Annotated in this window: 17 protein-coding genes and 1 other RNA gene; 17 read left to right on the forward strand and 1 reads right to left on the reverse strand. The window is 45.6% G+C overall.

Translation table 11 applies throughout. The features are described 5' to 3' along the window. Nucleotides 1–129: 129 nt before the first annotated feature. The 10 genes from G5A70_RS01840 (at nucleotide 130) to G5A70_RS01885 (ending at nucleotide 11,166) form a co-directional block, all read left to right on the forward strand. Entirely contained in the window at nucleotides 130–1,812 is a 1,683-nt protein-coding gene (locus tag G5A70_RS01840; protein WP_173747417.1) for a peptide ABC transporter substrate-binding protein, read from the forward strand. Nucleotides 1,813–1,996: 184 nt separating this feature from the next. Beyond that, complete coding sequence (locus G5A70_RS01845) at nucleotides 1,997–2,950, forward strand: ABC transporter permease (protein WP_226853440.1); 954 nt, start codon at nucleotides 1,997–1,999, stop codon at nucleotides 2,948–2,950. 7 nt (nucleotides 2,951–2,957) lie between these two features. Further along, nucleotides 2,958–3,956, forward strand: coding sequence for an ABC transporter permease (locus tag G5A70_RS01850; protein WP_173747418.1), 999 nt, complete (start codon nucleotides 2,958–2,960; stop codon nucleotides 3,954–3,956). Between the two features lie 4 nt (nucleotides 3,957–3,960). Continuing rightward, nucleotides 3,961–4,968, forward strand: a complete 1,008-nt coding sequence (locus G5A70_RS01855) for an ABC transporter ATP-binding protein (protein WP_173747419.1) — start codon at nucleotides 3,961–3,963, stop codon at nucleotides 4,966–4,968. Continuing rightward, nucleotides 4,961–5,914, forward strand: coding sequence for an ABC transporter ATP-binding protein (locus tag G5A70_RS01860; protein WP_173747421.1), 954 nt, complete (start codon nucleotides 4,961–4,963; stop codon nucleotides 5,912–5,914). Before G5A70_RS01855 ends, G5A70_RS01860 begins: the two co-directional genes overlap by 8 nt. Before the next feature lie 185 nt (nucleotides 5,915–6,099). Continuing rightward, nucleotides 6,100–6,449: a transfer-messenger RNA gene (gene ssrA / locus G5A70_RS01865) on the forward strand. Between the two features lie 137 nt (nucleotides 6,450–6,586). After that, entirely contained in the window at nucleotides 6,587–7,264 is a 678-nt protein-coding gene (locus tag G5A70_RS01870; protein ID WP_173747423.1) for a response regulator transcription factor, read from the forward strand. Beyond that, complete coding sequence (locus G5A70_RS01875) at nucleotides 7,264–8,751, forward strand: sensor histidine kinase (RefSeq protein ID WP_173747531.1); 1,488 nt, start codon at nucleotides 7,264–7,266, stop codon at nucleotides 8,749–8,751. Before G5A70_RS01870 ends, G5A70_RS01875 begins: the two co-directional genes overlap by 1 nt. Nucleotides 8,752–8,852: 101 nt before the next feature. Next, nucleotides 8,853–9,527 carry a uracil-DNA glycosylase gene (gene ung, locus G5A70_RS01880; protein ID WP_173747425.1) on the forward strand — a complete coding sequence of 225 codons (675 nt, stop codon included), beginning with the start codon at nucleotides 8,853–8,855 and terminating at the stop codon, nucleotides 9,525–9,527. Nucleotides 9,528–9,540: 13 nt separating this feature from the next. Then, nucleotides 9,541–11,166, forward strand: a complete 1,626-nt coding sequence (locus G5A70_RS01885; protein ID WP_173747427.1) for a putative polysaccharide biosynthesis protein — start codon at nucleotides 9,541–9,543, stop codon at nucleotides 11,164–11,166. 75 nt (nucleotides 11,167–11,241) lie between these two features. Here G5A70_RS01885 and G5A70_RS01890 read toward each other — a convergent pair whose 3' ends face one another. Further along, the gene (locus G5A70_RS01890; RefSeq protein ID WP_173747429.1) at nucleotides 11,242–15,492 is read right to left on the reverse strand and encodes a 2-hydroxyacyl-CoA dehydratase; all 4,251 of its coding nucleotides are present in this window, start codon (nucleotides 15,490–15,492) and stop codon (nucleotides 11,242–11,244) included. A gap of 266 nt (nucleotides 15,493–15,758) precedes the next feature. Here G5A70_RS01890 and tgt point away from each other — a divergent pair, with 266 nt between their 5' ends. From tgt to ilvD, 7 genes are all read left to right on the forward strand, one after another. Next, the gene (gene tgt, locus G5A70_RS01895) at nucleotides 15,759–16,895 is read left to right on the forward strand and encodes a tRNA guanosine(34) transglycosylase Tgt (RefSeq protein WP_173747431.1); all 1,137 of its coding nucleotides are present in this window, start codon (nucleotides 15,759–15,761) and stop codon (nucleotides 16,893–16,895) included. 145 nt (nucleotides 16,896–17,040) lie between these two features. Beyond that, nucleotides 17,041–17,355, forward strand: a complete 315-nt coding sequence (yajC, locus tag G5A70_RS01900) for a preprotein translocase subunit YajC (protein WP_173747433.1) — start codon at nucleotides 17,041–17,043, stop codon at nucleotides 17,353–17,355. 69 nt (nucleotides 17,356–17,424) lie between these two features. Further along, a complete protein-coding gene (sdaAB, locus tag G5A70_RS01905) occupies nucleotides 17,425–18,096 on the forward strand; it encodes an L-serine ammonia-lyase, iron-sulfur-dependent subunit beta (protein WP_173747435.1) in 672 nt (223 codons plus the stop codon). Nucleotides 18,097–18,108: 12 nt separating this feature from the next. Then, entirely contained in the window at nucleotides 18,109–18,993 is an 885-nt protein-coding gene (sdaAA, locus tag G5A70_RS01910) for an L-serine ammonia-lyase, iron-sulfur-dependent, subunit alpha (RefSeq protein ID WP_173747437.1), read from the forward strand. Further along, nucleotides 18,990–19,862, forward strand: coding sequence for a YitT family protein (locus G5A70_RS01915; protein ID WP_173747439.1), 873 nt, complete (start codon nucleotides 18,990–18,992; stop codon nucleotides 19,860–19,862). Before sdaAA ends, G5A70_RS01915 begins: the two co-directional genes overlap by 4 nt. 323 nt (nucleotides 19,863–20,185) lie before the next feature. Then, nucleotides 20,186–21,271, forward strand: coding sequence for a 3-isopropylmalate dehydrogenase (gene leuB, locus G5A70_RS01920; RefSeq protein WP_173747441.1), 1,086 nt, complete (start codon nucleotides 20,186–20,188; stop codon nucleotides 21,269–21,271). A gap of 39 nt (nucleotides 21,272–21,310) precedes the next feature. Further along, nucleotides 21,311–22,978 carry a dihydroxy-acid dehydratase gene (gene ilvD, locus G5A70_RS01925; RefSeq protein ID WP_173747443.1) on the forward strand — a complete coding sequence of 556 codons (1,668 nt, stop codon included), beginning with the start codon at nucleotides 21,311–21,313 and terminating at the stop codon, nucleotides 22,976–22,978. Nucleotides 22,979–22,996: the final 18 nt, after the last annotated feature.

Raw genomic sequence — 22,996 nt, forward strand, 5'->3', positions numbered from 1 at the left:
GAATTTTGCCAGAAACAGTTGACAAAACTTCATAATTTATTATAATAAAGAAGATTGATTCACAACATTAAGAAAACAAAGTATTAAAGTTTTCAGTGTGAAATTCTAGCAGAGAGGAAGGAAATCAATATGAAAATGAAGAAAGTATTGGCAATGGCCCTTGCAAGCGCAATGATTTTATCTTTAGGCGCATGCGGAAGTTCTTCAGGAGACAAAAAAGCAGAAGGCACTTCTGACGGTGGCGCAAAAACAGAAACAAGCAGTACAGGTTTTGCAGGAACACCGGAGGAGGATTCCTACACAATCGACTTACGTGCAGAACCGCCTGAATTAAACAGTATGCTCACTACAGACGTGGCATCAGGAGATATTCTCCGTATGGTTATGTCCGGTCTGTATAAACTGGATGAAAATGATAAACCGGTGCCAGACCTTGCCGAAGAAACTACTGTAAGCGATGACAAACGTACTTACACTATGAAACTTCGTCAGGATGCAAAATGGACAAATGGAGAACCTGTAACAGCAAATGACTTCGTGTTCGCTTATCAGGCAGTTTGTAACAAAGAGACAGCTTCTTCCTACGCATTTATTATCTATGATAATCTGTTAAATGGTAAAGAAGTATATGAAGGAACAAAAGACCCTTCTGAACTGGGTGTAAAAGCCATTGACGACTATACTCTGGAAGTTACTTTCGTAAACCCGATTCCATATGCAGAGCACCTGTTCTCATTCTCAACCTACTATCCTGTAAACCAGAAGGCTTACGAGGAAATCGGTGCAGAGCACTACGGAGATGAAATGGATCAGCTGGTAACAAACGGTGCGTACACCATCAGCGAGTGGGTACACAATGACCACATTACACTGACAGCAAATGAAGATTTCTATGACCCGGACAGAGTTGCAGTAAAAACCGTTCGTTATAATATGATGAATGATTCCAATGCACGTATGAACGCATTCCAGGCTGGACAGATTGACTGTATCAACCTGACAGGTGACCAGACCGTACAGGCAGAGTCTCTCGGCATTCATGTAGAAAACTATGTAAACAACAGCAACTGGTATATTCAGTTTAACACAAAGAAAACAGACAAAGGCTTGGACAATGCAAATATCCGCCGTGCACTTGGTCTTGCTCTGGATACACAGAGTCTGTGTGACAATATCTTAAAAGATGGTTCCGTACCGGCTACAGGTCTTGTACCAACCGGTATTGCAGGAGCAAATGATGTGCTGTATCGCGAAGCGGCTGGAGATATCACCGGATACAATGCAGAAGAAGCAAAGAAAGCTCTGGAAAAAGGTCTTCAGGAAACAGGACTGAAAGCAGAAGATTTGAAATTATCTTTCCTCTGTGATGATACTGACGGAGCTCAGAGAGATGCACAGTTTATGCAGGAACAGTGGAAATCCGTACTTGGTCTGAATGTAGAAATTACACCACAGCCATTTAAGTCACGTCTGGCTTCTATGAATTCCGGTGATTTCGATATGGTATACGCAGGCTGGGCTCCGGACTACAACGATGCCATGACATTCCTTGACCTGTTTACTACAACAAATGGAAACAACTATGGTAAATACAGCAACACAGAATATGATAAACTGATTGCTGACGCTATGGTGGAAGCAGACCCGGCAGCTCGTCAGGATTTACTGGTTAAGGCAGAAACTCTGGTAACACAGACAGACGCAGCAGTTTACCCAATTTACTTCAGTGCTGTTTCTTATGCCGTGTCTGACAAGGTGCAGAATATGACTCGTACCGGTTTCCAGGAATTTGACTTTACAGACGCTAAATAATTTCGGAAAGCGGAAAGAAAAAATTTTATAAGGTTATTTTAGATAGGAGCTGTTGTTCTGGAATCAGAGTGGTTTCTCACACGGCTCCTGTCTGTTTATGTAAAGCGCAAAAACTTTTGCGCTTTACATAAACAGAACATAAAAATAATAAAGTAAAGAAAACAAAAGAAAGGAGCTGTCTATTTTGTCTAATCGGATACGCTACATTTTAAAAAGAATTATTTATTCTTTTATTACTATTTTAGTTCTGGTAACTATCACCTTCCTCTTAATGCAGTTACTTCCGGGCGAACCGTTTACAGCCGGAAAAGCGTTGCCGGATTCCGTTATGCAGGCCCTGGAAAAGAAATATGGACTGGATAAACCCGTGCTTCAGCAGTTATTTATTTACATAGGAAATGCCTTAAGAGGTGATTTCGGAATTTCTATTCCGGACGGAAGAGCGGTGACAGATGTTATCGCAGAAGCTTTCCCGGTATCCTTTAGTCTTGGTATCCGCGCCCTGCTGTTTGCCTTTATTATGGGTATTCTTCTTGGTGTTGTGGCTGCTGTTAAGAGAGGAACTGTATGGGACAGCGCAGCCATGTTTTTTGCACTGGTTGGTGTTTCTGTACCTTCCTTCATTATGGGTGCAGTTTTACAGTATTTCCTGGGATTGAAGCTGTATCAGGCAACGGGAGTTCAGGTGTTTGCCGTTATTGGCTGGTCTGACTTTAACAGTAAGATTCTTCCGGCTTTTGCTCTGGCTTTTGGCTCTATGGCAACGGTAAGCCGTTTGATGCGAACCAGTATGCTGGATGTACTCAGCCAGGATTATATCAAAACAGCAAAAGCAAAAGGCCTCAGCCAGCGTCAGATTGTTTGGAAACATGCGGTACGTAACGCAGTTATGCCGGTTGTTACCGTTATGGGTCCCCTGGTAGCAGCTGTTTTGACGGGTGCTTTCGTTGTAGAGAATATTTTCTCTATTCCGGGACTTGGAAAATACTTTGTAACCAGTGTGCAGACTCTGAATTATACTATGATTGCAGGTACTACAGTCTTCTACGGTATGTTTCTGATTCTCGCCAATCTGGTTGTAGATTTGATTTACGGATTTATCGATCCACGTATTAAACTGACAGGCGGAAAGGAGTAAGGAACACATGAGAAAAAAGAATAATAAGACAACCGTACAGACAGAACAGTACACTCCTTATGATGTCAGCGGCAAAATTTCTTCGGATGCCTTTGAGGTGTTAGGAGCCGATGCAAAAAGTATGGAATCATTGGCAAGACCTTCTGTCAGCTTTATGAAAGATGCCTGGAACCGTATTCGCAAGAGTAGGGTTGCAGTGATTTGTATGATTATTCTGGGTCTGATTATTCTGGGTGCTATTTTCTGTCCTATGCTGACACCGTTCAGCTATTCTGAGCAGAATGTAGCATTTCAGAATAAACCCATTATGAGTCCGGACTCTGTGACCGGTCAGATGCATATTTTTGGTACCGACGCCCTGGGACGCGACGTATTCTCCAGAGTCTGGTACGGAGCAAGAGTTTCTCTTACCGTAGCGATTGCGGTTGCGCTGATTGACTGTCTGGTAGGTGTTATCTATGGCGGTATCTCCGGTTACTTCGGCGGTGCAGTAGATAATGTGATGATGCGTATTGTGGAAATCATCAGCGGTATTCCTTACCTGATTATCGTTATCCTTCTGATGACGGTTATGGAACGTGGTCTGGGAACTATTATTGTGGCCTATTCCCTTACCGGATGGACCGGTATGGCTCGACTGGTGCGAGGACAGGTTGTTGGTTTGAAGGAGCAGGAATTTGTTATTGCGGCAAAATCCATGGGCGCTTCTCCGGCAAGAATCATTGGCAAACATCTGGTACCCAATGTGCTTAGTGTTATTATTGTCAATATTACGTTGGATATTCCCAATGTTATCTTTACAGAAGCATTTCTGTCCATGTTGGGTCTGGGTATTGCGCCTCCGAAGTCTTCCTGGGGTATTATGGCCAATGACGCCATTAAGGTTTTCCAGATGTTCCCCACACAGCTTGTTATTGTAGCGTTATTTATCTGTGTTACCATGTTGTCCTTTAACCTGCTGGGTGACCAGCTTCGTGACGCATTTGACCCGAAATTAAGGAGGTAAGGAAATGGAAGAAATATTAAAAATAGACAATCTTCATGTTTCTTTTGATACTTATGCAGGTGAAGTACACGCTGTCAGAGGTGTCAGCCTGGAGGTAAACAAAGGAGAAGTGCTTGCTATTGTAGGAGAATCCGGCTGCGGAAAGAGTGTAACGGCTCAGACAATTATGAAACTGAACCCTATGCCTCCTGCAAGAATTAAAGAGGGAAGCATTAAACTTTGCGGTAAAGATATTGTAGCGGCAAGTGAAAAGGAAATGCAGGATATCCGTGGTCAGATGGTCAGTATGATTTTCCAGGACCCTATGACTTGTATGAATCCTACTATGCGTGTAGGCAAGCAGCTTACGGAAACTCTGGTAAACAAGAAAAAAATCAGTAAAGCAGATGCGGAAAAAGAGGCTGTCCGTCTTTTACAGATGGTTCAGATTCCAAATGCCGAGGAGAGAGCAAAGCAGTATCCTCATGAATTTTCCGGCGGTATGCGTCAGCGTGCCATGATTGCTATGGCTTTGGCCTGTAACCCGCAGCTGTTGATTGCGGATGAACCAACAACAGCTCTTGACGTAACCATTCAGGCGCAGATTATGCAGCTGATGGGAAAAATTAAGGACGATACCAAAACAGCGATTATTCTGATTACCCATGACCTTGGGGTTGTGGCAAATCTGGCGGATCATGTGGCTGTTATGTATGCCGGTAAAGTAGTGGAAAAAGGTACCGTAAGAGATATCTTCTACAATCCGGGACATCCTTATACAAAGGCTCTTTTAAAGAGTCTTCCAACGATTGATACAAAGAAAGAGGAGCAGCTGGTATCCATTCCGGGTACCCCTCCTGACTTATATGCTCCGCCGCAGGGCTGCGGATTTGCCAGCAGATGTGAATGCTGCATGAAAATCTGCCGTTCCAATCAGCCGCCGGTATTCCAGGTGAGCGAAGGCCATACGGCGTCCTGCTGGAGACTTCACCCTGATTTTCCGGGAGACAAGGAGGAAAAGGTAAATGGATAAGCTGGTTACTTTAGACCATGTGTCAAAGCACTTTCATGTAGGAAAGGGAAAGAATCTGGTAGCAGTCAATGATATTTCCCTGGACATTTATAAAGGAGAAACGCTTGGTGTGGTAGGTGAGTCCGGATGTGGAAAATCTACATTGGGAAGAGTAGTTATGGGAATTTATCCGGCTACCAGTGGAAAAATGCTTTACAATGGAAAGCAGGTAAATTTAAGACACACCAAAGACCGCTATGTGTATTCTCAGAAAGCACAGATTATTTTCCAGGATCCTTATGCGTCTTTGAATCCCCGTATGACAGTGGGAAGTATTATTGCAGAAGGTATGGAAATTCACAATATGTATGACAAAGAGAAACGTATGCAGCGTGTTTATGAGCTTCTGGAGACAGTAGGTCTGAACCGGGAACATGCAAACCGTTTCCCGCATGAGTTTTCCGGCGGTCAGCGTCAGCGTATCGGAATTGCCCGTGCTCTGGCTGTAGAACCGGAGTTCATTGTGTGTGATGAGCCGATTTCTGCTCTTGACGTATCCATTCAGAGTCAGATTATAAATCTGCTGAAAGACCTGCAGGCAGAACACGGATTTACTTATATGTTTATTGCCCATGACTTAAATATTGTCAAATATATTTCAGACCGTATTGCGGTTATGTATCTGGGAAATCTGGTAGAACTGGCAGATAGTGATGAGATTTATGCTCATACACTGCATCCATACAGCCAGGCGTTGTTGGCATCTGTGCCGATTCCGGACCCGGATAAAGAAGCGCAGAAGGAATCCAGCGTACTGTCCGGAGACGTACCAAGCCCTATCAATCCAAAGCCGGGCTGTCCTTTTGCAAACCGTTGTAAGCATGCAACAGAAAGATGTAAGATGGAATCTCCGAAATTACAGGAAGTTCGTCCGGGACATTTTGTAGCATGTCATTTACATAAATAAAATTCAAATACAAAGAGCCATTGCCGGATGATTTTGGGAATGGCTCTTTTATCAATTATTTTTCTGAAATTAACTCTTGACAAAAATACAGAAACCAGATAGTATGTAATAAGTTTCCTAATGTACTTACATTGGGAATGGGAAATCTACTCGTTTGTGTACCATGCAGTGCTTATTTTATATGAGGGCTTGTACTGGTTTCGACGGGGGTTTTGAAGTTGAGGAAGCCATCTGCAGACTCCGGGACTGCATATCAACCTGGAAACTAAATATAAACGCAAACGATAACGTAGCGTTAGCTGCCTAATTGCAGCTTGTCAGCCTCAGGTCACCCGCTGCTTGAGAATCTGGCATCGACTTTGCGGGGCACTTCGTTTTCAAAGCTTTGAGAAAATGGAAGATTTTATGAAGCTACCAAGTGTAACAGCCTGTTATTCGGCGGCTGCATAAGGGAATGTTAAAAGAATAACTGTGATGGGAGATGCCGCAAGGGATAGACTTTCGGACAGGGGTTCGATTCCCCTCAGGTCCATAGGGAAAGGAGTTCGTTCTAAAAGAGATTAGTACGGATTCCTTTTTTGTTTTTGGAACGGAAACCATGCGAAGAAATTTCACATTTTTGACAAATTTGTCTGCTATACTATACATTACAGTGCGAAGGAGGAAAAGACCATGGATAAATGCAGAATACTGGTTGTGGATGACGAGAGCAGAATGAGAAAACTGGTAAGGGATTTCCTTGTAAAACAGGATTTTGAGGTATTGGAAGCCGGAGACGGGGAAGAGGCTCTTGATATATTCTATAAAAAGAAAGACATTTCCTTGTTGATTCTGGACGTGATGATGCCCAAGATGGACGGCTGGGAGGTATGCCGGGAAATTCGGAGAGAGTCCAAAGTGCCGATTATTATGTTGACAGCCAGAGGCGATGAGCGGGACGAACTTTTAGGATTTGAACTGGGAGTAGACGAGTATATTTCAAAACCTTTCAGCCCGAAGATTCTGGTAGCCAGGGTGGAAGCTATTTTGCGGCGTACCAGTTCTATCGGTGCAGATGAACTTTTGAGCGCAGGCGGTATTGAAATCAATAAAACTGCCCATATTGCGGCCATTGACGGTACCCCTATAGAATTAAGCTACAAGGAATTTGAACTGCTCAGCTATTTTTTGGAAAATCAGGGAATTGCCCTTTCCAGAGAAAAGATTTTAAATTCTGTATGGAATTATGATTATTTTGGCGATGCCAGAACCATTGATACCCATGTAAAGAAACTGAGGAGTAAAATGGGCGATAAGGGAGAGTACATCAAAACCATTTGGGGTATGGGATATAAATTTGAGGTGTCATGATGAAAAAATCCATTAAAATCAGACTGGCAGTTACTTACATTGTGATTATGTGCCTGTCTCTGGCGGTAATGCTGGGGGTGAATTCTCTGTTTTTAGAGAAATACTACCTTGCCAGGAAAACAGACAGTCTAAAGAATGTTTATCAGGCCTTAAACAATGTGGACAATTACCAGTACAGTGCTTTGAATGATGATGACGCATTTAAGAAATATCTGGCAGAAAAAAATTTCCGTTTGATTGTGGTAGACCCTTTTGGAAATTGCTACAGTACCACAAAGGATGAGGCGGAAATGCTGGCTTACATGCAGTTTGAGTCTCAGTTTTCCAGGGGAAAACGGGTGATTATGGAGCAAAAGGACAATTATGTAGTAACGAAAATAAGCGGAGACGCCAGTACCATGGACGTGGTCTGCATGTACGGGAATCTGGACGATAAGAGCAGTTTTATGATTCGTACACCGATTCAGAGTATTCGGGACAGCGCACAAATTTCCAACATGTTTTATCTGTATATTGGCCTTGCTACGATTTTGATCAGTTCAGTGATTATCTGGATTATGTCGAGACGGATTATCAGACCGCTGCAGACCCTCAGTGATATTTCCAGGGAAATGGCAGACCTGCATTTTGATGTGAAATATCACAGCACCAGCCAGGATGAAATTGGTATTTTAGGAAATAATCTGAATAAGCTTTCTGAAGACTTGGAAAAAACCATTTCCGAACTGAAAACAGCCAATAATGAGCTGCAGCAGGATATTGCCAAAAAGGAAGAAATTGACGAAATGCGGAAGGAATTTCTGGCGAATGTGTCTCATGAGCTGAAAACCCCCATCGCCCTGATTCAGGGGTACGCAGAAGGTCTGCAGGAATGTATCAATGACGACGCCCAGAGCCGGGAATTTTACTGCGAGGTCATTGTGGATGAAGCCGGAAAGATGAATCAGATGGTAAAGAAATTGCTGACACTGAACCAACTGGAATTTGGTAATGATACAGTTGCTATGGAGCGTTTTGACCTGACAGATTTGGTGAGCGGGGTCGTGCAGTCTGCGCGGCTTCTGGCAGAACAAAAGGGGGCAGAAATTCATTTTAACCAGACAGAACCTGTATATGTATGGGGCGATGAATTTAAAATGGAGGAAGTTGTTACCAACTATGTGTCCAATGCTTTGAATCATGTGGACTATGAAAAGAAGATTGAAATTAAGACGGAAATACGTCAGGATACCGTAAGACTCTCTGTTTTTAATACAGGGGACGTCATACCGGAGGAGGATTTGGATAAGGTCTGGGTAAAATTCTACAAGGTGGATAAAGCCAGAACAAGAGAATACGGCGGCAGCGGTATCGGGCTGTCCATTGTCAAGGCTATTATGGACAGTATGCACCAGAAATGCGGAGTGAAAAATTACAGCAATGGTGTAGAATTCTGGTTTGAGCTCTCCTGCGCAGACGGTCAAAAAACGGAGTGTCAAAAAATGTAAAAACAGATAAAAAAAGGTAAAAAATCCCTGGGTTGGATTTGCATTTTAAAACGTATTCTGCTAAACTAAGAAAATGTAAAAAAACAAAGGAGGGAATACGAATGCCGCCTTTACAGGGACAATGGCTGGAGGCTTTAAAGCCGGAATTTAAGAAAGCCTACTATAAAGAATTGTTTGACAAGGTGGGACAGGAATATCAGCAGAGAAAGATATTTCCTGCACCGGATGATATTTTTAACGCGTTTCATTTTACGCCGCTTGATGAAGTGAAGGTTGTGATTTTAGGGCAGGACCCGTATCACAATGACGGACAGGCTCATGGACTTTGTTTTTCCGTGAAGCCAGATGTGGAAATTCCTCCTTCGCTGGTAAACATTTACCAGGAACTGCATGAGGACTGCGGCTGCTTTATTCCGAATAATGGCTATCTGGAAAAATGGGCAAAGCAGGGCGTACTGCTTCTGAATACAGTGCTGACTGTGCGGGCCCACCAGGCCAATTCTCACAGAGGGATTGGATGGGAACAATTTACGGATGCGGCTATCCAAATACTGAATGAGCAGGACAGACCCATGGTTTTTCTGCTTTGGGGACGCCCGGCACAGATGAAGCGCAGCATGCTGACCAATCCCAAACATTTGATTCTAGAGGCTCCTCATCCCAGCCCGCTGTCTGCCTACCGGGGCTTTTTCGGGTGCAGGCATTTCAGCAAAGCCAATGCATTTCTGGAAAGCCAAGGGCTTTCGACCATTGACTGGCAGATAGAAAACAGATAGAGGATGAAAATACATGGGAAAGAAAAATGACAATACTTTAGTAAAAAATGCTTCGTTTCTGATGGTGGCTGCGCTGATTTCCAAGATTATCGGACTGATTTATAAAAGTCCTCTTTCCAGTACTATGGGAAAGGAAAGTTTTGGCTGCTTTCAATTTGCTCAAAATGTGTACTTTATTTTGCTGATGATTGCCTCTTTCAGCATTCCCCAGGCTGTGTCTAAGATTATGGCGGAACGGCTGGCCTTTAAACGATACCGGGACGCCCAGAAAATCTTTAAAGGTGCGCTTTTATATGCAGTGGTGGTAGGAGGCGCAGTAGCCATTGTCTGTGTTGCAGGCGCACCGATTCTGGTGCCGGAGCGTATGGCAAATGCCAGACTGGCATTGCAGTTTTTAGCGCCTACGATTTTTCTCTCAGGAATTTTGGGAGTGTTCCGGGGTTATTTCCAGGCTTACCGCAACATGCTGCCGACTTCTATTTCTCAGATTGTAGAGCAGACTGCAGTGGCTGTTGTGGCCCTTGTTATGGCTAACTTTATGGTACATCATTTTGCCGATGCACCCGAAAATACCCTGCGAAGCTGGAGTGCGGCAGGTGCAACCATGGGAACAGGGGCCGGAGTGCTTACCGCCCTGTTGTTTATGCTTTTTGTTTATCAGGTAAACCGCAGAGGAATTCAGAAAAAAATAGCCAAAGACAGGGTTTCGGTAGACGAAAGCTACAGGGCGGTCATGAAGACGCTGATTCTGATTATGGCGCCCATTTTGCTTAGTGCCTTTTTGTACAATGTAAACGGATACATTAACAGTATGATTTATACCACGATTTCCGGAGTGAAGGGAATGAAAAGCAGCGTGGTGGAAGGACTTTATGCAGAGTGCGGTTTCTTTCTGACAATTATTAATATTCCGCTGACCCTGTCCAGTACAGCCCCTACTTCTATGATGCCGGAGGTATCCGCAGCGTATGCCAGAGGAGATATTTTGACTGTAAAGGAAAAAATCAATAAAGCAACCTGGCTGAGTATGTTTATTTCTATCCCCTGCAGCGTAGGGCTGTTTGCGCTGGCCGGACCTGTGACGAAGCTGTTGTTTGCTACCACAGACGGTACAGCGGGGCGCCTGATGATGCTGGGTGTCATTACGGTAATCATGAACGGAATGTCTAATATCTCCAACGGTGTGCTGCAGGGGATTGGCAAAGCCAATTTACCCATGATTCACGCGGCCATTGCCCTTGGGGTTGATGTGGTTGTTATGACTGTGTTGATGTTTGCCACAAACTTGGGGATTTATACGGTGGTTATTGCTATGATTGTCTACGCGCTGGTGATGTGTGTGTTAAATGACCGCTCTATGAAAAAAGAACTGGGATATGAAAATCCCTGGAAGGAAGCCTATCTTCCTTCTTTTCTGGCCTCTGTACCTATGGGGCTTGCAGCATTCCTGTCATACCAGGGACTGCATGCTGTGCTGAAATCCAATTTCCTGGCTCTGATACCGGCCATTGTACTGGGAGCAGGCATATATTTTGTGGTATATCTTGCAGCGGCAAAACCTGACGCAGAGACACTGGCAGGAGTGCCGGGAGGTGTGGTTCTGGCAAAAATAAGCCGGAAACTCCATTTAGTGAAATAAAAAAGTGAAATGAAAAAGAGAGTTGCTTTTCTTGTCCATGCAACTCTCTTTTTCCATAGAAAAAAATAACCGTTTTTAAGGCTGCAGCTTCTTAAATGCAGTGGAAAGCATCAGTTTGATACGGTTTAGCTGATTCACTTCGCTGGCTCCGGGGTCGTAGTCTACGGCTACAATGTTGGCTTCCGGATAATCGCTGCGAATGGCCTTGATAACGCCTTTACCTACAATGTGGTTAGGCAGACAGCCGAAAGGCTGAATACAGACAATATTTGGCACGTTTCCGTGAATGAGCTCCATCATTTCTCCGGTGAGGAACCAGCCCTCGCCCGTCTGATTTCCGAGAGAAACAATGGGTTCTGCCATTTTTGCCAAATCTTCAATTCTGGCAGATGGCGTAAAGTGTTTACTCTTTTCAAACTCTTTGTTTGCTGCACTGCGGATAAATTCAATAGCAGAAATTCCCAGCTTTCCTTTTTGGGCCAGCGATTTCTTAAAGCCCAGATAATCGGATTTGAAATTCAGGTTATAGAAGCAGTAACACATAAAGTCAATCAAATCCGGACAAACCGCTTCGGCTCCTTCCTTTTCCAGCAGTTCTGCCAGATGGTTGTTGGCCGCAGGCAGGAATTTTACCAGAATTTCGCCTACAATGCCGACTCTTGGCTTTTTCTCGTCTGTAATAGGCAGAGCGTCAAATTCTCGAATCATTTCCCGGCAGATACGGTTAAACTGTGCGAAAGCCGTATGTCTGCTGCTTAAGAAAGAGATACAACGTTTTTCCCATTTGCGGTGCAGGGCATTGGCAGAGCCTTTTACCACCTCGTAGGGGCGCATACGGTACACACATTTCATAAGAATATCGCCGAATACAGCGCCGTAAGCCAGACGTGTGGCCAGCTTTGGCGTAATCTTAAAGCCCGGGTTGGATTCCAAACCGCTTAAGTTGATGGATATAACCGGAATATAGGACATATCTGCTTTGGCAAGAGCCCGGCGGATAAAGCCGATATAGTTGGAAGCACGGCAGCCGCCCCCTGTCTGGGACATAATAATCGCCACCTTATGTAAGTCATATTTTCCCGAAAGCAGCGCCTGCATAATCTGTCCGACTACCATAAGGGAAGGGTAGCAGGCGTCGTTGTTTACGTATTTCAGTCCCACATCCACGGCTTCTTTGTTGTCGTTTGGCAGAACCTCCAGGTTGTATCCGCTGGCACAGAAAGCTGCCTGCAGAATGTTAAAATGAATGGGCGACATCTGGGGACATAAAATGGTGTAATTCTTCCGCATTTCCTCTGTAAACGGCACACGCTCTATAGAGGAGGGCAGGATATTTCTCTGTTTGTGCTGTTGTTCCTTGGCCTTGATGGCAGCAATCAGGGAGCGGACGCGGATACGGGCAGCTCCTAAGTTGTTCACCTCGTCAATTTTCAGGCAGGTATAGATTTTTCCGCTTTGGGAAAGAATTTCATTTACCTGGTCTGTGGTAACGGCGTCCAAACCGCAGCCAAAAGAGTTTAACTGAATCAAATCCAGATTCTCCCGTTCTTTTACAAAGTTTGCGGCAGCGTAAAGCCTTGTGTGGTACATCCACTGGTCATTGACACGGAGAGGGCGCTCAAGGGGAGCCAGATGAGAAATGGAATCCTCTGTCAGCACGGCCAGTCCATAGGAATTAATCAAATCCGGGATACCGTGGTGGATTTCCGGGTCAATGTGGTAAGGGCGTCCGGCAAGCACAATCCCCCGTCTGCCGGTTTTGTCCAGGTAAGCCAGGGTTTCTTCGCCTTTTCTTTTGATGTCCTCTCTGCAGGCAGACAGTTCTTCCCAGGCTAAATGTGCAGCTTTGCGGACTTCTGCAGCGGGAATATCCGGAAATTCCTGTACCAGCCGGTCGGTTACAGTGTCTTCCCCGGTAAGAGAGAGGAAAGGATTGTGGAACCGGATGGACGGGTCTTTTAATTCATCCACATTGTTTTTAATATTCTCCGCATAAGAGGTTACGATAGGGCAGTTGTAGTGGTTGACCGAATCGTCAAACTCCTGTCTTTCGTAAGGGATACAAGGGTAGAAGATATATTTCACCCCTTGTTTTAACAGCCAGGAAACGTGTCCGTGTGCCAGCTTTGCCGGGTAACACTCGGATTCGCTGGGGATGGATTCAATGCCCAGTTCGTAAATTTTCCTGGTAGAAGTGGGAGACAGAACCACCTGATATCCCAAATTGGTGAAAAACGTATACCAGAAAGGATAATTCTCAAACAGATTCAGTACACGGGGAATCCCCACCTGTCCTCTGGGGGCCTTGTCAGGAGTAAGCGGCACATAGGAGAACAGCTTTTTATATTTATATTCGTATAAGTTGGGTATATGGTCTTTGTTCTTCTCTTTGCCGATACCGCGTTCACAGCGGTTGCCGGAAATATACTGGCGTCCGCCGGAAAATTTGTTAATGGTCAGACGGCAGTTGTTGGTACAGCCTTTACAGTTGGCCATGGTGGTTTTGTATTCCAGGGTATTGATTTTCTCTATAGGTAGCATGGTGGAAGCTTTCTCTTTGTCATAGCGTTCCCTTGCAATCAGGGCAGCGCCGAATGCGCCCATAATGCCGGCAATATCCGGACGGATGGCTTCGCACTGTGCAATTTTTTCAAAACTGCGCAGCACTGCGTCATTATAGAACGTTCCACCCTGTACTACAATGTGTCTGCCCAGTTCCGAGGCGTCAGAAACTTTAATAACCTTGTAAAGGGCATTTTTGATAACAGAATAAGCCAGTCCGGCGGAAATGTCCGCAACAGAAGCGCCTTCTTTTTGAGCCTGTTTTACTTTTGAATTCATGAAAACCGTACAGCGGGTGCCTAAATCAATGGGGTGTTCGGCAAAAAGAGCGGCTTTTGCAAAGTCCTGTACACTGTAATTTAAGGATTTCGCAAAGGTTTCGATAAAGGAGCCGCAGCCGGATGAGCAGGCCTCATTTAACTGTACGCTGTCTACGGTCTGGTCTTTGATTTTGATACACTTCATATCCTGGCCGCCGATGTCCAGAATACAGTCTACCTCCGGATCGAAAAAGGCAGCGGCATAGTAATGGGAAACGGTTTCTACCTCACCTTCGTCCAGCATTAAAGCCGCTTTTATCAGTGCTTCTCCGTATCCGGTAGAACAGGACCAGGCAATTCTGGCTCCGGCGGGAAGCTGTTCATAGATTTCCTGGATAGCCCGGATAGACGTAGCCAGGGGATTGCCGTTGTTATTGCTGTAAAAAGAGTAGAGCAGAGAGCCGTCTTCCCCTACCAGCGCGGCTTTCGTGGTGGTAGAACCGGCATCGATTCCCAGATAGCAGTTTCCGCGGTAAGTGGAAAGCTCCCCTGTTTTTACGTTGTACTTGCTCTGGCGGCGGTTAAAGGCCTGATAATCTTCTTTGGAAGCAAAGAGGGGCTCCATACGGTCTACCTCAAAGTCCATCGCAATGGCAGCTCTGAGACGGTCACGCATGGAAAGCAGGCTGACATCCTTTGCGTCCTCTTTGGAATTCAGAGCGGAGCCTATGGCTGCGAACAGGTGGGAATTTTCCGGAACAATGGTATGTTCTTCGTCCAGATTTAAGGTGCGGATAAAAGCGGTCTTTAACTCAGAGAGAAAATGCAGGGGACCGCCCAGAAAAGCCACATGTCCACGGATAGGCTTACCACAGGCCAGACCGCTGATGGTCTGGTTTACCACAGCCTGGAAAATGGAGGCAGCCAGGTCTTCCTTGGTAGCGCCTTCATTAATCAGAGGCTGAATGTCTGTTTTGGCAAATACACCACATCTGGCTGCAATGGGATAGAGCGCCTTGTAATTTTGGGCATATTCGTTCAAACCCGGTGCGTCAGTCTGCAGAAGAGAAGCCATCTGGTCGATGAAAGAGCCGGTTCCTCCGGCGCAGATACCGTTCATACGCTGCTCTACATTGCCGCCTTCAAAATAGATAATTTTTGCATCCTCTCCTCCAAGTTCAATTGCCACATCTGTCTTTGGGGCCAGTTTTTCAAGAGAAGTGGAAACTGCAATGACTTCCTGTACAAAAGGAACTTCCAGATGATTGGCAAGGGTCAGTCCTCCGGAGCCTGTAATGACAGGTGCCGCAGAAATTTCACCCAGGGAATGGCAAGCTTCGTCCAAAAGGTCCGCCAGCGTACTCTGGATATCTGCAAAATGCCGTTTGTAATCAGAAAAAAGTAAATGAGAGTCATGGTCTAAAATGGCAATTTTGACAGTGGTGGAACCAATATCAATGCCCAGAAGGTGTCGGGGTGTCTGTGTTTTTTTTTCTTCTGACATAGTCAGAAACCTCCTTCTTGTATGTGTTTCTACTTATTTATTATATGTTCATAAAAAAATCAAGCTACATTATACGACAAAATGTCAAAAAAAACAATTCCCAATATTTTTCTGCATTGCGTTTAAATAAGGGATATGATAAAATGAACTCTGTAACAAAAAAGAATTCTGACTATTTTTGGTCAGATTCCATAAAAAGAGAAATCACATTCTCCTATGGCATGTAAAACATAGAGAAAAGACAGGAAGAAGAGGAAAATAAATTTATGTATACCGTACTGAAGCAGGAAGGCAGGGCAAAGAGAGCCCGTCTGGAAACCGTACACGGAACCATTGAGACTCCCGTGTTTATGAATGTGGGTACAGCGGCAGCTATTAAGGGGGCTGTGGCTACCACGGATTTGCACGAAATCAAAACCCAGGTGGAATTGTCCAACACCTATCATCTCCATGTGCGCCCCGGTGACCACATTGTGAAGCAGTTGGGAGGACTGCACAAGTTTATGAACTGGGACCGCCCTATTTTAACGGATTCCGGCGGATTTCAGGTATTTTCTCTCTCAAAATTGAGAAAAATCAAAGAAGAGGGCGTGTATTTTAACTCACATGTAGATGGAAGAAAGATTTTTATGGGACCGGAGGAGAGTATGCAGATTCAGTCCAATCTGGGCTCCACCATTGCCATGGCGTTTGACGAATGTCCGTCCAGTGTGGCCAGCAGAGAGTATGTGCAGAATTCTGTAGACCGCACCACCAGATGGCTGCAGAGATGTAAGGACGAGATGGCAAGGCTGAATCAGCTGGAGGATACCGTAAATCCCCATCAGCTTTTGTTCGGAATTAATCAGGGCGCCATTTACGATGATATCCGTATTGCCCATGCAGAAACCATTTCCAAAATGGATTTGGATGGTTATGCTGTCGGTGGTCTGGCTGTGGGGGAAACCCATGAAGAAATGTACCGGATTCTGGACAGTGTAGTACCCCATCTTCCGGTGAATAAGCCCACCTACCTCATGGGAGTGGGAACGCCTGCCAATATTCTGGAGGCCGTGTCAAGAGGCGTGGACTTCTTTGACTGTGTGTACCCCAGCCGTAATGGACGCCACGGTCATGTGTATACCAATTTCGGCAAGATAAATCTTTTTAATGCGAAATATGAACTGGATTCCCGTCCTATTGAGGAGGGATGTCAGTGTCCGGCCTGCCGCCATTACAGCAGAGCTTATATCCGTCATCTGTTAAAGGCAAAAGAAATGCTGGGTATGCGTCTTTGTGTACTGCATAATTTGTATTTCTACAATACGATGATGGAAGAAATCAGAGATGCGCTGGATAAAGGGTGCTACGAAGAATATAAGGCACGGAAATTGGAAAGCATGGCTTTAGGAGCAGGGAAATAAGAAAACCGTTTTTCTCCCATATAAAAAAACTATTAAATTTGGGAAAAACCGGAGAAAATACTTGAAGAAACAAGAAAAATTGTGTATTATAACAATAATGTCTATCAGTCTGACAGACAAAGTTTAAGGTTCAGGAGGAAGCAGGATGTTATTATCAACAGCAGCAGGCGGCGCAGGAGGCATGATTACTTTGTTCTTACCGCTGGTGGTATTTTTTCTTTTGATGTATTTCATGATTATGAGACCTCAGAAAAAAGAGCAGCAGAGAGTAAAAAGCATGCTGGCAGCTATGGAAGTGGGCGACAGTGTCGTTACAACAAGTGGTTTCTATGGTATCTTGATTGATATTACAGAAGAAGATGTCATTGTGGAATTTGGAAACAACAGAAACTGCAGAATTCCAATGAGAAAAAGTGCGATTGCCGAAGTAGAAAAAGCAAGCGACGGAGTTGCAGAGTAAAATGAGAATGAGAGGTACTGACGGGATATCCTGCAGTACCTTTTTCTTTCATAAGAAAAGGAGAAGATTATGACAGGTATCAGTTTGTTTGAAGTGATTGGTCCTAATATGGTAGGGCCGTCCAGTTCCCACACAGCGGGCGCAGCCTCTATGGCTCTGCTGGCCAGAAAACTGTTTCCGGGAACCATTCGGCAGGTGCAGTTCACTCTGTATGGTTCTTTTGCCAGAACCTATCGGGGACATGGTACGGACAGGGCGCTTCTGGGCGGTATCATGGGATTTGAAACCGATGATTTGCGGATTCGGGATTCTCTGGAATTGGCAAAAAAGGCGGGAATTGCATACAGCTTTTCAAAAGCGGAAGAAGAGCCGGACGATATTCATCCCAATACTGCGGATATGGATATTCAGGGAACAAACGGAGAGCGGCTTTTTGTCCGTGGCGTTTCTCTGGGCGGCGGAAAAGTAAAGATTGTGAAGCTGAACCAGATAGAAGTAGACTTTACAGGAGAGTACAGTACCCTGATTGTCAGTCAGACAGATAAACCGGGTGTGGTGGCCCATATTACAAAGATTCTAAGTGAGGAAGGGGTGAACATTGCCTTTATGCGTCTGTTTCGGGAGGAGAAAGGTGCGGCAGCGTTTACCATTGTGGAATCAGACGAGAAGATTCCAAAAGAAGTATTGGAAAAAATCAGAGAAAATCCACTGGTATCGGATATTATGCTGGTGCAGTTATAGGAGGACAGGAAAATGGATTTTAATCATGGAACAGAATTGCTGCAGCTATGTGCAGAACAAGGACTTTCCATATCTCAGGTTATGAAAATACGGGAAACCGAGATTTCTCAGATGCGTGGAGAAGAAGTAGAAGTAAAAATGAGAAAAGCTCTGGAAATCATGAAAAATTCGGTAAAAGAACCGTTGATACAGCCGGTGAAGTCCGTAGGAGGACTGATTGGCGGAGAGGCAAAGAAGTTAGAGGAACACCGCCGTATGGGGAAATCTATCTGTGGAACTATGCTGTCAAAAGCTATGACTTATGCCATGGCCGTCCTGGAGGTCAATGCCTCTATGGGTGTGATTGTAGCTGCACCGACTGCAGGTTCTTCCGGAGTGGTGCCGGGGGTACTTCTGGCTCTGCAGGAAGAATATCAGCTGAAAGATGAGGAGATTTTAAACGGGCTCTATACCGCAGGAGCTGTGGGGTATCTGCTTATGCGCAACGCTTCTGTGGCAGGGGCGGAAGCAGGCTGTCAGGCGGAAGTGGGGGCGGCGTCTGCTATGGCTGCTGCTGCTGCCGTGGAAGTCATGGGTGGAAGCCCGCAGATGTGCCTGGACGCAGCCTCTACAGCTTTGTCCAATCTCCTGGGACTGGTTTGCGACCCGGTGGCGGGGCTGGTGGAGGCTCCCTGTCAGACCCGGAACTCCATGGGATCCGCCAATGCTCTTGTGTGTGCGGAGCAGGCGCTGGCCGGTGTGGTGCAGATGATTCCCTTTGATGAAATGGCAGAAGCCATGTACCATGTGGGAAGAAGTCTGCCCTTTGAACTGAGGGAGAGCGCATTGGGAGGCTGTGCGGGAACAGAAGCGGCCTGTAAGAGAACCTGTGAAATTTTCGGAGGAGGAAAAGCGTGACCGGTACACAACAAAAAAGACGATATCGTTCTTATCTGCTGATTATTCTGGGAACCGGGATTATGTCCGTTGCCATTAATTCTATCTATGATGCCCTGCAGATGGTGACAGGAGGATTTTCCGGTCTGGGAATTGTGATAAAGAGCCTTTCAGAGAACTGGATAGACGGCGGGATTCCTCTTTGGTTTACCAATGCAGTGCTGAATATTCCTTTGTTTTTCCTGGGTATCTGGATAAAGGGCTGGGAGTTTACAAAAAAATCGGTTTTTGGCGCTCTGTGTCTGTCTTTCTGGCTGTATTTCATACCGCCCATTCCTCTGATTCAGGATGATATGCTGTTGGCGGCCCTTGCGGCAGGAGTCATTATGGGAGTGGGAATCGGCTGTATTTTTCTGGGACAGGGAACCACTGGAGGAACGGATATGGCAGCGGCTCTGATACAACATAAGCTGCGCGGTTATTCCATTCCCCAGATTCTGCAGGTTATAGATGGAAGTGTGGTGCTGCTGGGGATTTTTGTCTTTGGGATTCATAAGGCTCTGTATGCGGCAGTGGCGATTTTTATTACCTCCTGGACTGCGGACCGCTTTATGGAAGGAATGCATTTTGCAAAAGGGGCTTATGTGATTACGGAAAAGGAAGAACTGGTATCTAAAAGGATTATGGAAGAGCTGAACCGGGGGCTGACAGGGATTTATGCTCAGGGGATTTATTCCCGTCAGGACAGGAAAATGCTGTTCTGTGTGGTAGGGAAAAAGGAACTTGTGAAATTAAAAGAAGTGGTGGAAGAAACAGACCCGGAGGCTTTTGTGATTGTGACAGATGTCAGAGAAGTTATGGGGAAAGGATTTACAAAAGAGAAAGGATAAAAAAGTTACTATCTATATAGAAACCTGCAATATGCAGGAGTGTCTTTAGGCGAAGGCCAGCAGCCGCAAACGCGCGTGAACTCTGCAGCCACTGTCTTCTATTTCTTAACAATACCCAGTATATAGAACAAATGTGACCACTGTGTGTCGTCAAAATAAAGGAACTATAAACTTTAGAAAATTCCAGGGAATAGAAACCATAACGAAAAGGTATAGCGCAAAAGGGATTATTGCTTGAATTATGGCAGGAAAAGGATTATCATATTACTAATTACATTCTATGAATGACAAAAAAATGACAAAACTGCGGAAAGGGTGACAGTATGAAAAGAAATATAGCGTACATTCCCGGTGACGGAATCGGCCCGGAAATTGTAAGAGAAGCAAAGAAGGTTCTGGATAAAGTCTGCAGTGTGTACGGACATGAGTTTCATTATGAAGAATTGCTTTTAGGCGGCGCTTCCATTGATGCACACGGTGTACCGCTGACAGAGGAGACGATAAAGAAAGCAAAGGCTGCAGATGCCGTTTTGATGGGTTCTATCGGCGGAGACGCAAAGACTTCCCCCTGGTATCAGCTGGAGCCGTCCAAGAGACCGGAGGCAGGCCTTCTGGGTATCCGAAAGGCGCTGAACCTGTTTGCTAATTTAAGACCAGCTTATCTCTATGATGAGTTGAGAAAAGCCTGCCCTTTAAAAGAAGAGGTTATTGGGGACGGCTTCGACATGATTATTGTCAGAGAATTAACGGGAGGTCTGTATTTCGGAGAACGCAAGACGGTAGAAGAAAATGGCGTGAGAAAAGCCGTGGATACGCTGTCTTATAATGAAGAGGAAATTCGCAGAATTGCCATCAAGGCTTTTGAGATTGCAGGCAAAAGAAGAAAAAAAGTGACCAGTGTGGATAAGGCAAATGTATTGGATTCCTCCAGATTGTGGAGAAAGGTTGTGGAAGAGGTGGCAAAAAACTACCCGGACATTACACTGGAACATATGCTGGTGGACAACTGTGCGATGCAGCTGGTACATAATCCGGGACAGTTCGATGTGATTCTCACGGAAAATATGTTTGGAGATATTTTGTCAGACGAGGCCAGTATGGTTACAGGGTCTATCGGTATGCTGTCATCAGCCAGCTTAAACGAGACCAGCTTCGGGCTTTACGAGCCAAGCCATGGTTCAGCTCCGGATATTGCAGGAAAAGACGTTGCAAATCCTATTGCCACCATTTTGTCTGCGGCCATGATGCTGCGCTTCTCTTTGGATTTGGATAAAGAAGCGGACGCAGTGGAGGCAGCTGTGGCACAGGTATTAGAAGAGGGCTACAGAACCCCGGATATTTACTCTGAAGGAATGAAAAAGACAGGAACCGCACAGATGGGGAGTCTCATTGCAGAGCGGATTCAGTAGAGAAGGAACAAATAAAAAGGTCGGAAGGAAGGAAGATAGATGAGAAGTGACGCAGTAAAAAAAGGAATGCAGCAGGCGCCTCACAGGTCCCTGTTTCATGCTTTGGGCATGACCAAGGAAGAAATGGAAAAACCGCTGGTGGGAATTGTCAGCTCTTATAATGAAATCGTACCGGGACATATGAACCTGGATAAAATCGTAAATGCCGTGAAACTGGGCGTTGCCATGGCAGGGGGAACTCCGGTGGTATTTCCGGCCATTGCAGTCTGCGACGGCATTGCCATGGGGCATGTGGGCATGAAATATTCTCTGGTTACCAGAGATTTGATTGCAGATTCTACAGAGGCTATGGCTATGGCACATCAGTTTGACGCCCTGGTTATGGTGCCTAACTGTGATAAAAATGTGCCGGGACTTTTAATGGCAGCAGCCAGAATCAATGTACCTACGGTCTTTGTAAGCGGCGGCCCCATGCTGGCCGGAAAGGTGCAGGGACAGAAGAGAAGCCTTTCCTCCATGTTTGAAGCCGTGGGCTCTTACAGCGCAGGAACTATGACGGAAGAAGAGGTAGAAGAATTTGAAAACCATGTCTGCCCTACCTGCGGTTCCTGTTCCGGTATGTATACGGCAAACAGCATGAACTGCCTGACTGAGGTACTGGGCATGGGATTAAGAGGAAACGGAACCATTCCGGCCGTCTATTCCGAGCGTATTAAGCTGGCGAAGCATGCAGGTATGCAGGTTATGGAAATGTACAGAAGAAACATTCGTCCAAGAGATATTATGACAAAGGAAGCTTTGATGAATGCCCTTACGGTAGACATGGCTCTGGGCTGCTCAACCAACAGCATGCTGCACCTTCCGGCCATTGCACATGAAATCGGCTGGGACTTTGATATTACCTTTGCCAATGAAATCAGTGCCAAAACGCCAAATCTGTGCCATCTGGCACCGGCAGGCCCTACCTATATGGAAGATTTGAATGAAGCCGGCGGCGTGTGGGCTGTTATGAAGGAACTGACCAAGAAAGATTTGCTGAATCTGGATTGTATGACCGTAACCGGAAAGACCGTGGGAGAGAATATTGCCAACTGTGTGAATAAAAATCCGGAAGTTATCCGTCCTATTGAAAATCCATACAGCCAGACAGGGGGACTTGCCGTACTGACAGGAAATCTGGCGCCTCACGGCGGTGTGGTAAAGAGAAGCGCCGTATGCGAGGAAATGATGGTGCACGAAGGCCCGGCCAGAGTCTTTGACTGTGAGGAAGACGCCATTGCAGCCATTAAAGGCGGTAAAATCGTGGCGGGAGATGTGGTGGTTATCCGCTACGAAGGACCGAAAGGCGGCCCCGGTATGCGGGAAATGCTGAATCCCACTTCCGCGATTGCCGGTATGGGACTGGGCTCCAGTGTAGCGCTGATTACAGACGGCCGTTTCTCCGGTGCGTCAAGGGGCGCTTCCATTGGGCATATTTCTCCGGAAGCAGCAGTAGGCGGTCCTATTGCCTTGGTAGAAGAGGGGGATATGATTCGCATTAACATTCCGGAAACCAAGCTGGAACTGGCAGTGTCCGAGGAAGAGCTGGCGGCCAGAAGAGCGAAATGGCAGCCAAGAGAGCCGAAAGTGACTACCGGATATCTGGCACGGTATGCCTCTATGGTAACCAGCGGAAACAGAGGCGCTGTACTGGAAATCCAGAAATAAACAGAGGGAGGATTTGTC

This window comes from Blautia hansenii (assembly GCF_013304445.1).
Taxonomy (GTDB): domain Bacteria; phylum Bacillota; class Clostridia; order Lachnospirales; family Lachnospiraceae; genus Blautia.